Here is a 14667-nt window from a genome sequence, read left to right as displayed (position 1 = left end):
TCGATCAGACAACTACGGAATCTTTCACCCATCGCACCATCCAAACTCGACGCGTTGCGTCTGTAACGCGAGCGGCGTGCGCTTGCATCAATCCACAGACCCAAAGCACGCGATCGCCGCTGCGATCCACCAGCAACGGCCAACCGGCGCGCAGCGCCGGCGCAATTTTGGCGTCGGTGAAAAGATCGCCCAGGGCGCGATGCTTTCCTGCCATTCCCAACGGTTCGATTTTCAGCCCCGCTTGCGGCGTCGTGAGAACGGGCGTCTGAACGCTTTCGGCGTCGAAAAAAGCGCGCCAGCGATCCTGATTGCAGCGCCACTCCGCTGCGACGTCTTGGGGTGCGAGCAGCGTGCATTGCAGGCGCCAACCGTCCAGTGCGAGCTCCCCTTCCAGCGGAAGAGGAATTTCACCCCGCCGACGCCGATCTGCGTCCAGCCAGGGGCCTGGGGGCGCACAAGGCAGCGCGTCGCTGCGATGCAGGGAAAGCGCCAGAACGCCGCTTTCAAGCGCAACCACGCTCCAGGCCAGGCCGCTTCCCAGGGGGTGGGGGCCAGAACGACGCGTCGCGTGCAGGATGGCGTCGGCGAGCCGTTCGAGTTTCGCCGCCCCGATTGTTCGCAGATCGACGCGCATCCGCGCCATGGACCGGTGTAAAAGGCTGCGCACGCTGGCGGCGTCCATCTTTTGCAGGGCGTCCAGGCGTAGCACAATGCGCTGTGCGCATTGCTCGAGCGTAAGCTCCTCCAGGGTCTGTTCGTCGTATGCTCGCAACCGCTCGCAGGCCTCGGCGACACGGTCCGCTGCGCGTGCAATGGCGTCGACCGCGCGTGGGTTGAGGCGCGCCAGCACCGGCAGGACATGATGGCGAATCAAGTTGCGCGTTCGCCGCAGATCGAGATTGCTTTCATCTTCGCGCCAGGAGAGCAGATGGCGTTGGGCGTACTCGACGATCTGGGTGCGAGAAGCCTGCAGCAACGGACGCACCAGGCGAACCGGCCTCATCGTCAGGGTTGGGTCATCGAGGATCGTCACAGGGCGCATGCCTGCCAATCCCTCGACTCCACTCCCCTGGATGAGCCGGAGCAGCACCGTCTCCGCCTGGTCGTTCGCATGGTGCGCCACTGCAACGATGGGAACCATATCGTCCGGTGTGACGTCATGGGCGATGGCGCACAGGAAACGGTAGCGCGCCCGTCTCGCTGCCGCCTCGAGGCCGCTTGCGTCATTGCGCAATGCAGCTGCATCGAGGCGAATGGTGTGAAACGGCGTTCCCATGCGCCGGGCCAGCTCGCGAACGAAGGCGGCGTCTTCCGCAGAGGAAGCTCGCAGTGCGTGATCGACGTGGACGACGTGCAATTGGAGGCGCCATAGAGGAGACAGTTGCGCCAGCGCATGCAAGAGAACGACGCTGTCGACCCCGCCGCTCACGCCGACGATCACCGGCTGATCGGAGTCCGCCGGTGGAGGGAAGAGGGTGTAGCGACGCTCAGTCTGCGCCATCAGGCTGAGCAAAGGATCGTTGAAAGACAGTTCGTTTTCAACCTTCATTTCCACAACGATTATTATACTCTGCCATGACGAAAGGCGGAATGGGCGGGCGATGGAGGATTTTCGCAAAAGAATGCAAACGTCAACATGCAGTGCTTTTTGGCGAGTCTTCGCCTGTGATATACTTAAGTGTAATTTTCTCATCCTGAAAGGCGCGGTTTGTGCAGCGCCGAGTCGCGGTTGCAAGGGGATGAGAGCGAAGCAGGGTGCATGCGAGCAGGTTTTGTGAAATGCGTGCGCAGATGCATTCGACGTGATAGGATTGAACGCGTGAACCTAGGGTGCACAGAAAGGCGCGGACTGTGCAGGTCTGCAAGGATTGAAGCAGATCGTTATATCATGAACCTGGACGCGTCGTGTGAGTTTCAGGAGAAAGATCGCGTGTGAATAACCCGATCGACTGGCTGTTAGGACTTTTTTCACTCGATATTGGGATCGATCTGGGCACGGCGAACACGCTCGTCCATGTGAAAAACCGGGGCATCGTGATCAACGAGCCTTCGGTGGTCGCCATCGACATCTCTTCACGGCGACGCAACCGCGTCAAGGCGGTTGGCAGCGAGGCCAAGGAAATGGTTGGGCGGACGCCGGCCCACATCGTCGCCGTCCGCCCTTTGCAAGACGGCGTGATTTCCGACTTCGATGTGACGGAGCAGATGATCCACCACTTCATCGGCAAGGTGCACGGTGGACGCTTCGGCGCGGCGCGTCCTCGCGTTGTGATCGGCATTCCCTCCGGCGTGACCGAAGTGGAGAAACGCGCGGTGCGCGACGCTGCGATCAGCGCCGGCGCGCGCGAGGCCGGTCTGGTGGAAGAGCCGATGGCGGCCGCCATCGGCGCCGGCCTGCCGGTGACGGAGTCGGTTGGCTCCATGATCGTCGATATCGGCGGCGGCACCACCGAAGTCGCCGTGATCTCGTTGGGCGGCATTGTCGTCTCGCGCTCCATTCGGGTGGCGGGCGACGAGATGAACGAAGACATCATCAACTACGCCCGCCAGAAGTATAATCTGTTGATCGGTGAACGCATGGCCGAACGCGCCAAAATCGAGATCGGCTCCGCCTATCCTCTGGAGCGCGAGCGCACGATGATTTTGCGTGGGCGCAACCTGATCACCGGCCTGCCGGAAGCGGTGGAGGTCAGCTCGGTGGAGATCCGCGAGGCGCTCTCCGGTTCGGTGCAGGTGATCGTGGATGCGGTCAAGGCGACGCTGGATGAGACGCCTCCAGAGCTGGTAGCCGATCTGATGGAGTATGGAATTGTGTTGGCCGGCGGCGGCGCTTTGCTGCAAGGGCTGGCGCAGCGCCTGCAAGACGAGACGCGTATGCATGTCTACGTCGCCGACAATCCGTTGACGGCGGTGGCAATGGGCGCCGGGATGATTTTGGAGAAACCAGAATTCTATCGCGAGACATTGACGAGCATGCAGCGCAAGGCGACGATTCGATAGGTCTACCCGTGGTTCTTCGTTGACGGACCGATTCGCTCCCTATGCGTAGCACCGAACGACGAGCTCGAAACTTCAGCGATTTGGGTGTGCGGATTGCACTGTTGACGCTGGCTGCAATCCTGTTGATCACGCTGCAAATTTCCGGCAACCTGCGCCCCGCCCAGAATTTGATCACTCAGCTCACCGCGCCCGCCCAACTGAGCGCCACAGGCGTCACCTCCACCGTCAATCGTTTCTTTGCATTTCTGGGGCGAGTCCGCACCCTGGAGCAGGAGTATTTTGCTCTGGAGGCGCGCGCCAAACAGCTGGAAGCTGAGATTGAGACGCTGCGCGAGGTGGAAAAGGAAAACGAGCAGCTTCGCTCCTTGCTTAAATTCGCCCAAACGAGGCCGCGGCTCGAGCTGCGCGGCGCGCAAATTGTTGCCCGCGTCGTCGGCGAAGAGAGCACAAACTTCAGCGACACAATCTTGATCGATCTGGGCGCTGTGCACGGCATCCGTACGGGCATGCCTGTCGTGACCGATCAAGGGCTGGTGGGGCGCATCAGCGAAGTCACGGAAAATAACGCCAAAGTGCTGCTGCTGACCGACCCGAGCAGCTCCGCCAGCGCGCTGATGGCGGAAAGCCGATTGAACGGCATTGTGCGCGGCGGCACCGGCGGCAAGCTGATCATGGATTTCATCCCTCAAGGGCCGACCTTCAACCTTGGCGAAACGGTGCTCAGCTCCGGTCTGGGCGGCAGATTCCCGAAAGGGTTGACCATCGGCGTGATTGAGTCGATTGAATCCCAGCCCAATGCCGTGTTTCAGACCGCCCTCATTCGCCCCGCCGTGGACTTCGGCAGCCTGGAGCTGGTGATGGTCATCACAAACTTTGAACCCAGCGAGGCGCTGCCGGAATTCCTGCTTCAGCCGGCGGAAGAAACCCCCGCATCTGAAGCCGAGGAGACTACGCCGGAGGCGACGCCATGAACCGCGGCGCCCTGTATTATCTGATGGTTCCGTTGCTGCTGCTGCTCTGTTTGCTGCAATCGACTGCGGCGGCGCGCATGAAAATTGCAGGCGTCAAACCGGAGCTGGTGTTGTTGATGGTGGTCATCGGAGCGCTGGTGTACGGAGCAAGACCCGGCGTTGTATGGGCGTTTGTGGCAGGCGTCGGCATGGATATTTTCAGCGGCGGCCCCTTCGGAGCGTCGAGCCTGGCGCTCATGGCCAGCGCTTTGGTGGCAGGATTGGGTCACCGCCCCTTCTCTCGCTTCAACATATTCGTTCCTCTTGCGGCGACGGCGCTCGGCACGCTGGCCTACGCCGGCGTCTATCTCACCATCCTCACCGTGCTGGAAGTGGCCGGGGCGCCTACGCTGCGGGTGCCGATCGACGACGCAATTCGCGACATTGTGCTGCCGGTCACGTTGTACAACACCGCAATTATGTTGCTGCTGCTGCCGCTCTTGAACCGGCTGCCGGAAAGTCAGGACCTGTAGGTCTGGTTTTTGCTTGTCCATATTCAGGGCGAGCGTCTATAGGGAGACATGTTCGAGGAACGCACCGTCCGTGACACTGCAAACCTGACGATGACCCTCTTTCGAGCGGGGATCGTGATTGTGTTTCTGATCATGGTCGTCAGGATGTTTCAATTGCAGGTCGTAGAAAATGAACGGTATCAGGCGCTGGCGAACCGTAACCGGCTGCTGCGCATCGAGACGCCCGCCCCGCGTGGGATCATTTACGACAGCAACGGGACCATTTTGGTGCGCAATCGTCCGAGCTTTGAGGTGGCGCTGGTGCCCGAAGACCTTCCCTTCGACGACCTTGATACGCCCGACGTCGACGAGGAGGCGGTCGAGATCGAGAAAGTGTTGCGCATTCTGCGCGCCGATAGCGATCCGGAAGTGGCGCTGCGCATGGCGGCCATTCTCTTCAATAAGCTCGGCTACGACGACTTCATTCGCACCGTGCAGCGCGCCAACGTGCCTATTTCTTTCTTGAGTGAGCCGGCGTTCGTCACACCCGTGACCGAAGATGGCCGGCTTGCCATGGTGGAGCCGCGCAAGGTCTATCTGCCTGACCTTGACCAACCGCTCCCGCTGGAAGGGTTGGTCGCGCTGGTGAAACGCGTTGTCGCCATCCAGAGCATGGGCAGCGCCTCCGACCCGGTGCCGATCCTGGACGGCGTCGATCGCATTCGCGCATTTGAGATTTCGGAGGACAGCTTCCGCATCCCGGCTGTGCGGGTCATTCAGGTGCCGGTGCGCGAATATATCTACGGCGATCTCCTCAGCCACGTGTTGGGGTTCATGGGACCGATCCCCGCCCTCGCCGCAGACACGTACCGCGAGGCGGGATACACCAATCTCAACGAAAAAGTGGGGTTGAACGGCCTCGAATACACCTATCAAACTGAGCTGCGCGGCTCCCCGGGCGTTCGCTATTCCGAACGCAACATCCTTGGCGTCGACGTACGCACGATCGGGCCGGTGGTCGAACCGGTGCCCGGCTGGAATCTCCACCTGAACATTGACTTGCGCCTGCAGCAGGTCATGCGCGATGCGCTCCAGGAAATGATGGACGAAGTGGACGCTCCCTGGGGCGTCACCGTGGCGATGAACCCGCAAAATGGCGCAGTATTGGGCATGGTCAGCCTACCTTCATATGACAACAATATCTTTGCTGAACGCATCGGCGAAGATTACCTCAAGTTAGAGCAAGATGAACGGCGCCCCTTGATCAACTATGCAATTGGAGGGCTATATCCACCCGGCTCCGTCTTCAAGATGGTGACGGCAGCGGCGGGGCTGGCCGAAGGCATTATTACGCCGAACACGACCATCGTTGACTCCGGCCCTATCTACCTGCCCAATCGCTATTTCCCCGACGACATGTCGCAGGCCCAGGAGTTTGTGAGCTGGAATCACAAGTACGGCATCGTCCATGGGCCGATGAACGTAGTGAGAGCGCTGGCGCTCTCCAATGACATTTACTTTTATATTTTGGGCGGCGGCTTCCCCAACCAATTCCAGGGATTGGGGCCGCAATTGCTCAGCAAATGGACGGAGCTTTTCGGCTTTGGCGAAATCACCGGCGTAGACCTTCCCGGCGAGGTCACGTCGATTGTGCCGACCGATCAATGGAAACGGCGGTTGTTCGCCGAACCCTGGACGACGGGCGACAGCTACAACATGGCGATCGGTCAAGGGTATGTTCTGTCTACACCGATGCAGGTGTTGGTCGAAACGGCGGCGATCGCCAACGGCGGAACCATCTACGTCCCCAAAATCGTGCATCACATGACCGACGCTGAAGGCGGCGTTCAGAAAGATTTCGAGCCGGAGATCAAGCGCACATTGCCGATCTCGGCGGAGGATATGGAAGTCGTTCGTCGCGGCATGTGGGAAGTGGTGAACACGGACTACGGCACCGGCCGCGTGGCGCGCGTGCCGGGCGTCGAGGTGGCCGGCAAAACAGGCACCGCCGAGTTCTGCGAATACATTCCAGAGAAGCGGGACTGTCGCCGCGACGAGAAGGGCTTCCTGCCTTTCCATGCCTGGTTCAGTGCGTTCGCACCATACGACAATCCGGAGATCGCCATCGTCACCTTCGTCTACGATGGCGGTGAAGGGTCGGCTGTGGCTGCGCCCGTCACCCAGAAAATTTTAGAGGCGTACTTCACCGAGATTTCGCCACGCACCCAGGGCGCCATTGCACAACCTTGAGGAAGCCGTATGAGCGACGTTGCCAGACCCGAAGATTCAAGCAGCCCATCATCGCCGAACGGCGTCTTTGCTTTGGAGCTGCGCATCGCCGATCTGTTGGACGACGTAACGGTGCAAGGCGCATCAAAAAGAGGGGCCGGTGAGCCTAAGGCGCCACAGGAGAGAACGGCGGAACCGGGCGCCTTGCCAGGAGAGCCGCTGGTCAAGAGCCATGCACGCCCTGCGTACGATGCGGTGGACAGCCTGCCTCCTTTCTTGGCGCAAGCAAGCGCAGCCAGAGAGGCCGAACCTTCAGGCGCCCTTGCGCCGGAGAACACTCGGCCGGCCATGGCTGCGGCTCCGGCGGCGACGTCTGCACCGCCAGCCATGGAAACCCCCGAAGCGAAAGAGGTGCCGCCCGCCCCTACGGGCGCGCAGATCGTCTACATTCGTGGACGAAGCGACGGCGTTGCTATTGAGATCGGCGTGGGCGCGTGGAGTCAAGTGATGGCGGCGCTGGCGGAGCGGCTGGAGAGCGCCGCCGGGTTCTTCCGCAAGAGCAGCGTGGCGCTCGACCTGGGCGCGCGACCTGTCACGGAAGGAGAACTGCAGGAGCTTGCGCAGGTGCTCGCTGCGCAAGAAATGACGGTGGGCGTCGTGCGCACCCGCTCTGAACGCACGTTTCAGGCGGCGCTGGCGGTTGGCCTGGCCGTCATGTTGGAAGCGGCTGAAGGCGCCCAGAGCGCAACCGCCATGTCGGCGACCTTCAACAGCCAGGAACGAGGGGCGGACGCAGAGGGCTACTTCGTCTACAGAGGATATCTGCGCTCTGGTCATCGCCTTCATCGTCGAGAACATGTCCTGGTGATCGGCGACATCAACCCGGGCGCAGAGGTGATCAGCGACGGCGACGTGCTGGTTTGGGGCAGGCTGCGCGGCGTAGTCCATGCCGGCGCCGGCGGAAATCGCCGCGCATTGGTGGCTGCGCTTGACCTGGAGCCGACGCAGCTGCGCATCGCCGATGTGATCAAAATCGCGCCGGATCCCAAACCGGGGCAGCCCGGTCGTTTTTTCTGGCGGCGCTCTCAACACAAACGGCCGGAAATCGCCCGCGTGGTGCAAGATGAAATTATGATAGAGGAATGGGACATAGCCCGACCCGGGGGCCTGGTCACCTTGCGGCGAGGGGACGGTTGATCTACATATGACAGGCACGGTCATCACGATCACCTCCGGCAAAGGAGGAGTTGGCAAGACGACGACGACGGCGAATCTCAGCGCAGCGTTGACGCAGCTCGGTCAGCGCGTGATCGCCGTGGACGCCGACATGGGACTGCGCAATCTCGACCTGGTCATGGGGCTGGAAAACCGCATTGTCTTCGATTTGGTGGATGTCGCCGAAGGACGCTGCACCTTGCAGCAGGCGTTGGTGCGCGATCCGCGCGCCGAATTTCTCTATCTATTGCCGGCCGCTCAAACGCGTGACAAGCGGGACGTCGCCATCGAGCAGATGTGCGCAATTTGTCGCCAACTTGTCACAATGGCCGACTATGTGTTGATCGATTCGCCCGCCGGCATCGAACACGGATTTCACACGGCGGTGGCGCCGGCCGATCGCGTGTTGATCGTCACCACCTCCGACGTGAGCGCGCTGCGAGACGCCGACAAGGTGATCTATTTGCTTGAACGGGACTGGCGCCGACAGCCGGGCCTGGTGATCAACCGTTACAATCCCAGGCTGGTCAACAGCGGTGAAATGCGCGGCATCGACGACGTGCTCGACATCCTCGCCATCGATCTGCTCGGCGTTGTGCCGGAAGACGAACGGTTGATGCTCTCCACAGATCGGGGGACGCCCGCCGCCTTCGACCGTCGCATGTATGTGCGGCGCGCCTATGAAAATATCGCCCGGCGCATCATGGGCGCCAATGTGCCTTTGACGGATTACTATCGTCCGGGCTTTTGGGGCTGGCTGGCCAGATTGTTTGGAAGATAAATGTTTGCACGAATCAACTGGCGTTATTTTGATTGGCCATTATTTTTGGTCGTTTTGCTTCTCTCGAGCATCGGCGTGGCGCTCATCTACAGCGCCACGCGCAACTCGCCGGACCTTGTCGACTACTGGCAACGCCAGGTTAATTTCATCCTCATCGGGCTGGTTGTGCTCTTTTTCGTCGCGATGGTCGACTATCGCCAGTTGTCGCTGCTGGCGATTCCGGCGTTTCTCATCTTCGTTGCCTCGTTGGTGGCCGTCTATTTTTTTGGAGAGGCGCAGGGTGGGTCTCGCAGTTGGATCAATCTCGGCGGCACCCTGGTGCAGCCCACCGAAGCGGGGAAATTCCTGCTCATCATTTTTCTTTCCTGGTATCTGAGCTGGTTCCGCGACAGCTTGCACCGACTTCCCTATCTACTTATGGCGCTGTTGTTTCTGTTGGCGCCGTTGGCGTTGGTTTATGTGCAACCCGACTTTGGGATGACAATCACCTACGCATTTATGGGCGGCGTGTTGATCCTGGCGGCGGGCGTGCGCTACCGTCATCTGGCATTGCTCGGCGGCGGCGCGTTGCTGGCGCTTCCTCTGTTCGCCGCCACTCTCCAGGGATACATGTTGGCGCGCCTTTGCATCTTTTTGCCGACCGACGAAGAAGGACACATCCTTCCCCCCATTCTCAATCTGTTGCGCGCGGCTTTCGATACGTTGCCCACCGAATGCATCCAGCCCGAGGCGAACACCGCCGCTTCCTATAACGTCGATCAGGCGTTGATCGCCATCGGCAACGGTGGGCTGACCGGCCTCGGTTGGACGCAGGGAACGCAAAATCAGCTCCTTTTCCTGCGCGTGCGACACACCGATTTTATCTTCAGCGTCATTGCTGAGGAACTCGGAATGATCGGCGCGTCGTTGATCTTGCTGTTGCTGCTCTTTGTCGTGTGGCGCGTCCTGCGCATTGCAGAGCGGGCGCCCGATCAATTCGGAAAGCTGCTGGCGACAGGGGTGGCGGCGTTGATATTCTTTCAAATCGTTGTCAACGTGGGCATGAATCTCAAAATCATGCCCGTGACCGGACTGACGCTGCCGTTTATCAGTTACGGGGGCAGCTCTTTGATATCGATGATGTTTGCAATTGGATTGGCGGAAAGCGTGGCCATGCGTCACCGCAAGATCGAATTCTTTTAGCGCGCAGAGCGAGGCGCCGCCACTTGATGGCGGCGCGCGCCCTCGCAATTTCGATCAGGTCACGCCGCGTTTTGTCGTTGGGATGAAGGCTGCGCTCGAGGTTTGAGCCGAGTCTTCCGGTAAGCTTCATACGGCAAGCAGAGTCGGCGTTTTTGCGGATGGATTTCTGTCCGTGAAAACGCATTCTTTTTGCCCAAAGACAGCCTCCCAACGATGAAAACGCAGCCGATTCAAAATAAAATTCAAAAGGAGAAGCGTTATGTTTACTCAAATTTGTCGAATGCTCATCATTGTTACGCTGGCGATAGCGCCGCTGTCAGTTTTCGCCGCCGATAGTTCGACCACATCCGCAGTGCAACAAGGGGCGGCGGAGACAGAAGACGAACCTGCCTGTACTTACCCCGCCGTGGAAACGGCGGGGCAAACCCTCCGATCTCAGGAAATAAGCCCTGCGTGTAATGCGCAGGCCCTCTCAGAAACACATATCTTGACCGAAGTCGTCACCCTTACACAGACAGTCCTGCTTACCGAGGTGGTGACGATCGAGCAGATCGTCCCCGTCACCGAGACCGTATTCGTCACTGAGACCGTATTTGTGACCGAGACGATTGAGCAGATTGTTCCCGTCACCCAAACTGTGCTCGTGACCGAAGTCGTGACGCTTGAACAGATCGTTCCCGTCACCGAGACCGTGTTCGTGACCGAAGTGGTGCCAATTGAGCAGATTGTTCCTGTCACCCAAACCGTGCTGGTGACCGAGGTGGTGACGATTGAGCAGATTGTTCCCGTCACCGAGACCGTGGTCGTGACCGAAGTCGTGACGGTCGAGCCGACCGTCCCCATGAGCGAAACCGAGAGCGCAGCGCCATCTCCGACTGCTTCGATCGACTCCGGAAACGAGGCCCTAGATGCCGGTGACTCAGAAGAGCCCAATTCGCCGGAATCCTTGGTGACAACGCCCAACCTCGCCGGCGCTCAAGCGCAGGCCATAAACGGCCAGGCGTCCGTTGCTTCTCAACCAGCGACGCACTGGCTGCAGCTCTCCCCGCCGTACAGCGAACCGACGCCGCTGCCGGTCACCGGACTGGCTATGTATTACGCTCCTCAGGTGATGGATAGAGTGGAGAGGTATCGTGAGCGGGTGAACAAAATCGAAGCCTGCGAGGAGTGCATCGGTCGCGTTGCGTTGCTGCGCGCCGGCGACCTGGGGCGACTGGTGTGGATTCAGGTGGGCAAGGGAAAGATAGAAGGACCGTTCCAGGTGCTCGACGTCGCCGCGCGCCATCACATCCCCGATCTGTTGCGGCGCAACTGGGTTGTGGACGTCGACTACGAGACGGCCAAACGTTGGGGGATGCGCGGGCCGATCGAGGTGACCATTTACGCCGAGCCGCCCGAAAAGCTTGCCCTGCGGACGCCGAAAAATGAGCAGCAGGCGAACCCCTGAGACGGCGTCAGGCTAGGCGGGACGCTCAAGAGCCTTGCTGAGATCGACGGTCAGTTTTTCGCAGAGCGACAGAAACTGCGGCTTCCACCGAATGTGCAGCGCAAGCGGATCGACCCAGCGTGCATGCACGGTGGCGCGATGCATCTCGGCGAGCGTGAAGTTAGGTTCATCGAAAAAACGCAGGCGGTCGTCGCGGGGGGCGTACCTGCCGAACTGCGCTTCCACAACCAGGATGGGCGGGATGCGGTGCGCGCTCTCGTTGCACCAACGCAAAAACTCGGTCAGAAAGAGCCGCAGCGGGTGATAGCGACGATGCACGTTCGGCGCCGCAGTTACGAGTTGACGCCAGAAGTCGCCGTGGCCAAAGGAGATGGCGGCGACGGGCAGCGCCAGATCATACAGGCCCGCCAGGATAGCTGCGCCGACGTCCAGCAGCGCCCGGCCGGCGCCGAGATAGCCCACCCAAAATGAACGCGTCAACAGCGCCGCCTTCTCTTCGGCTTTCGGGTCGACGGTGTGGCGCTTGCGCGCGTCTTCGATCAAAAAAGCGTACATTTCGACGTCGGCCATCCGTGCGCACAGACTTTCCGCCATCACAGCGCACGGATGGCTGAACGCCTCTTCATAGGTGGCGAAGCGCTGATCGAATTGTTCGTCCAACCAGACGAAACAGCCTGGCACAGGTTGATCGGAAAGCTGATAGGCGGTGCGTTCATAAAAACGCGTTTTCATCAGCGGACCTTTCCGTTGCATGGCGGCAGGCGCCCAGCCAATACAGATGCAGCAGCGCGCCGGTGGTCAGACCCACCAGCCCCTTCACAGGCCACGGGAGCGCAGAAGGACTGACGAAGCCTTCGATCAACCCGGCAATAACCAAAAAAGGGACTGACCCCAGAATCAACTGAACCCCGAGCCGGGCGCGCCGTCGCAAGGCGACGCCCCGACCGAGCAAGCCCGGGCGCAGAAAGCCGTCGCCGATATACAGGCCGCACCCGCCGGCCAGAAAGATGACGCTCAGCTCGACCGGGCCGTGGGCCAGGACGAATTCCGCCAGCCCCCCGACCAGCTGATGGATGGACAATAACCCGAAGATGGCGCCCAAAGTCAGGCCGTTGTGAATCAACACCCAGAGCGTCAGGATGCCGGCGGTCAGGCCGCCGGCAAAGGTGAGAAACATCACCTGGATATTGTTGGTCATGATGAGACTGGCGGCCGCCGAACGCACGCCCGGCGCGATCTCCGTCCAGAGCTCTCCGCGCTCCACCTGCGCAACCAGCGGTGCGACGCCCGGCCCCTGAATGACGTAAATCCACTCCTGGTCTGCGCTCACCGCCCAGAATGCTGCAAGCGCCGGCGCACAAAACAGGACAAAAGCCGTGATCGTATAGGGCAAGAGGGCGCGGTATAATTGCGGAAATGTGCAACGATAAAAGTGAACAAGCCGCCTCCAGCGCAGCGGCTCCCCCTGATAGATCAAAACATGGGCGCGGCCAACGAACTGGTTGAGATAGCGTGTGACCTGTTGATCGGGAAAATCGCGCTGCGCCAGGGCGAGGTCCGAGGCAATGCTTCGATACAGCCGTCCTAGCTCCTCCAACTCAGACGCGGAGAGATTGCGTGGATGGTTGCGGGCCTGGCGGAGCAGCGTTTCCATGCGTTGCCAGCTGGATCGCCGTTTTTTCAGAAAGTATTCAAGATTCATCTTCGGAAACGCATTGTGAAGAATCTGAGTGATGCGCCTTCATTGGTCGATCAAAGCGAGTATATCATCTCCACGCCGGAAAACGTAACGTTTGGCTATGCGGTCGCAGGGCTTGGCAGTCGCTTCATCGCAGCACTGATCGACGCAGCGCTGATCGCCGGCCTTCTGTTGCTCTTGAATTTCCTGCTGACCGTCTTCATGGGCTGGGTCGTGGACGCCTCCATCGCGCTCACCGCCGCAGAAGACGATCCAGGGTGGGCCGTCGGCCTCGTGTTGGCGGTCTATGCGTTGCTCAACTTCGCCATTTTCTGGGGCTACTATTTGGTCTTCGAGCTGGGCTGGCAGGGACAGACGCCGGGAAAACGGCTGGCCGGAATCCGCGTCGTCAGGCTAGACGGCGGCGTCCCGGGATTTCTGGAGGTTGCCATCCGCAACCTGGTGCGCATCGTGGACTTTCTCCCTTTCGCCTACGCATTAGGCTTTGTCGTGATGTTTTTGAGTCGTCAGTCGCGGCGGCTGGGAGATTACGCCGCCGGCACGTTGGTCGTGTATGAGGGGATGACCTCGCAGCCCGACCTCTTCATGCGCCCGAGCGCAAGGGAGTCCCGCCAGGGTGAGTCGCCCCCTCTTGCAGGGAACATTACATCGGAAATTCCCAATCTGCGCCGCCTGACCGGCGATGAGTATCAGCTCATCTGCACGGTCCTTGAGCGTCAGATGCGCGGCCAGGCCGATCCGGCGCTGATGCTGCGGCTGGCGCAGGCCATTGCAACCCGATTAGAGGCCCCGCTTCCTGGCTCAACCAGCCGGGATGCACAGCGCTTTCTCTATTCCGTCGCCGAGGCCTATCGCCGCGCCGCCGATCAATTGTAAATTCTTTCACACCATCTCCAGGCACACCTAGGAGCTCCAGACGCACGAAGGAGGCGAACGATGAATTCTTCTCTTCCGATTGAGTATTCGCCGCTCATTCGCGACCTGCCGATGGACCTGCGCCCGCGCGAGCGATTGATCTACGCAGGAGCCGGCGCCCTCAGCACCGTGGAGCTGCTCGCCATCATTCTGCGCATGGGCGGACGCGGAGAAAGCGTCATTCGGATGGCGGAGCGACTGCTGGCGCAGTTTGGCGGCCTGGCCGGGCTGGCGCAGGCGAGCCATGACGAACTTTGCGCAGTGCATGGCGTGGGAGAAGCAAAAGCGACGCAGATCAAAGCCGCCCTGGAATTAGGGCGCAGACTCCTCGCAACGGCTCCCTACGAGCGCCCGCAGGTGCGCGGCCCTGCAGACGTCGCCAATCTGGTGATGCTGGAGATGGGGCTGCTCGAACAGGAGCATCTGCGCGTCGTGCTGTTGGACACCAAAAACTATGTGCAGCGCATCGTCAACGTGTACGCTGGCAGCCTGAACACGGCGGTCGTGCGCGTAGGGGAGATTTTCCGCGAGGCCATTCGCTCCAACTGTGCGGCCATCATCGTCGTTCACAACCATCCGAGCGGCGATCCGACGCCTAGCCCCGAAGACGTGCGCGTCACCGAGCAGCTGGTGGAGGCGGGTCGGCTGCTCGACATCGAAGTGCTGGATCATCTCGTCATCGGACGCAACCGCTATGTCAGCCTGAAGGAGCGCGGGTTAGGATTTCGTTAAGTTGC

General features: G+C 60.5%; 13 protein-coding genes. 10 read left to right on the top strand and 3 right to left on the bottom strand.

The genetic code is table 11. The features are described from left to right. Nucleotides 1-4 precede the first annotated feature (4 nt). Entirely contained in the window at nt 5-1549 is a 1545-nt protein-coding gene (tilS, locus tag Q0367_RS08060; protein ID WP_298981473.1) for a tRNA lysidine(34) synthetase TilS, read from the bottom strand. A gap of 383 nt (nt 1550-1932) precedes the next feature. Here tilS and Q0367_RS08055 point away from each other — a divergent pair, with 383 nt between their 5' ends. The 8 genes from Q0367_RS08055 to Q0367_RS08020 all read left to right on the top strand — a co-directional run bounded on the left by Q0367_RS08055 (nt 1933) and on the right by Q0367_RS08020 (nt 11316). Continuing rightward, nucleotides 1933-3000, top strand: coding sequence for a rod shape-determining protein (locus tag Q0367_RS08055; RefSeq protein WP_297630507.1), 1068 nt, complete (start codon nt 1933-1935; stop codon nt 2998-3000). An 86-nt stretch (nt 3001-3086) separates the two neighbouring features. After that, entirely contained in the window at nt 3087-3971 is an 885-nt protein-coding gene (gene mreC / locus Q0367_RS08050; RefSeq protein ID WP_297630510.1) for a rod shape-determining protein MreC, read from the top strand. After that, nucleotides 3968-4483, top strand: a complete 516-nt coding sequence (gene mreD, locus Q0367_RS08045) for a rod shape-determining protein MreD (protein ID WP_298981472.1) — start codon at nt 3968-3970, stop codon at nt 4481-4483. The genes mreC and mreD overlap by 4 nt, the downstream gene beginning before the upstream one ends. 48 nt (nt 4484-4531) lie before the next feature. Then, on the top strand, nt 4532-6712 hold the full coding sequence (locus Q0367_RS08040) for a penicillin-binding protein 2 (RefSeq protein ID WP_298981471.1): 2181 nt from the start codon (nt 4532-4534) through the stop codon (nt 6710-6712). A gap of 9 nt (nt 6713-6721) precedes the next feature. Continuing rightward, on the top strand, nt 6722-7888 hold the full coding sequence (gene minC, locus Q0367_RS08035) for a septum site-determining protein MinC (protein ID WP_298981470.1): 1167 nt from the start codon (nt 6722-6724) through the stop codon (nt 7886-7888). 7 nt (nt 7889-7895) lie between these two features. Beyond that, nucleotides 7896-8687, top strand: a complete 792-nt coding sequence (gene minD, locus Q0367_RS08030; protein ID WP_297630523.1) for a septum site-determining protein MinD — start codon at nt 7896-7898, stop codon at nt 8685-8687. After that, the gene (locus Q0367_RS08025; RefSeq protein ID WP_297630526.1) at nt 8688-9869 is read left to right on the top strand and encodes an FtsW/RodA/SpoVE family cell cycle protein; all 1182 of its coding nucleotides are present in this window, start codon (nt 8688-8690) and stop codon (nt 9867-9869) included. 259 nt (nt 9870-10128) lie between these two features. Beyond that, nucleotides 10129-11316, top strand: coding sequence for a hypothetical protein (locus tag Q0367_RS08020; protein WP_298981469.1), 1188 nt, complete (start codon nt 10129-10131; stop codon nt 11314-11316). A gap of 12 nt (nt 11317-11328) precedes the next feature. Here the strand turns inward: Q0367_RS08020 and Q0367_RS08015 are convergent, their stop codons facing one another. Together Q0367_RS08015 and Q0367_RS08010 are read right to left on the bottom strand one after the other, a co-directional pair. Continuing rightward, a complete protein-coding gene (locus tag Q0367_RS08015; RefSeq protein ID WP_297630532.1) occupies nt 11329-12048 on the bottom strand; it encodes a hypothetical protein in 720 nt (239 codons plus the stop codon). Further along, entirely contained in the window at nt 12029-12970 is a 942-nt protein-coding gene (locus tag Q0367_RS08010) for a stage II sporulation protein M (RefSeq protein WP_297630535.1), read from the bottom strand. Before Q0367_RS08010 ends, Q0367_RS08015 begins: the two co-directional genes overlap by 20 nt. A gap of 63 nt (nt 12971-13033) precedes the next feature. Here Q0367_RS08010 and Q0367_RS08005 point away from each other — a divergent pair, with 63 nt between their 5' ends. Both Q0367_RS08005 and radC read left to right on the top strand, forming a co-directional pair. Further along, on the top strand, nt 13034-13891 hold the full coding sequence (locus tag Q0367_RS08005) for an RDD family protein (RefSeq protein ID WP_298981468.1): 858 nt from the start codon (nt 13034-13036) through the stop codon (nt 13889-13891). Between the two features lie 60 nt (nt 13892-13951). Further along, entirely contained in the window at nt 13952-14662 is a 711-nt protein-coding gene (gene radC, locus Q0367_RS08000; protein ID WP_297630541.1) for a DNA repair protein RadC, read from the top strand. Nucleotides 14663-14667: the final 5 nt, after the last annotated feature.

The organism is uncultured Caldilinea sp., from assembly GCF_937128415.1.
Lineage (GTDB): Bacteria > Chloroflexota > Anaerolineae > Caldilineales > Caldilineaceae > Caldilinea.
Note: the sequence above shows the minus strand (reverse complement) of the source record. Positions and strands in the feature narration are given on the sequence as shown.

Coding starts and splice junctions, on each gene's coding strand:
- tilS (WP_298981473.1), bottom strand. CDS start 1,549: ATGAAGGTTGAAAACGAACTGTCTTTCAACGATCCTTTGCTCAGCCTG.
- minD (WP_297630523.1), top strand. CDS start 7,896: ATGACAGGCACGGTCATCACGATCACCTCCGGCAAAGGAGGAGTTGGC.
- Q0367_RS08015 (WP_297630532.1), bottom strand. CDS start 12,048: ATGAAAACGCGTTTTTATGAACGCACCGCCTATCAGCTTTCCGATCAA.
- minC (WP_298981470.1), top strand. CDS start 6,722: ATGAGCGACGTTGCCAGACCCGAAGATTCAAGCAGCCCATCATCGCCG.
- radC (WP_297630541.1), top strand. CDS start 13,952: ATGAATTCTTCTCTTCCGATTGAGTATTCGCCGCTCATTCGCGACCTG.
- Q0367_RS08010 (WP_297630535.1), bottom strand. CDS start 12,970: ATGGAAACGCTGCTCCGCCAGGCCCGCAACCATCCACGCAATCTCTCC.
- mreD (WP_298981472.1), top strand. CDS start 3,968: ATGAACCGCGGCGCCCTGTATTATCTGATGGTTCCGTTGCTGCTGCTG.
- Q0367_RS08020 (WP_298981469.1), top strand. CDS start 10,129: ATGTTTACTCAAATTTGTCGAATGCTCATCATTGTTACGCTGGCGATA.
- Q0367_RS08040 (WP_298981471.1), top strand. CDS start 4,532: ATGTTCGAGGAACGCACCGTCCGTGACACTGCAAACCTGACGATGACC.
- Q0367_RS08025 (WP_297630526.1), top strand. CDS start 8,688: ATGTTTGCACGAATCAACTGGCGTTATTTTGATTGGCCATTATTTTTG.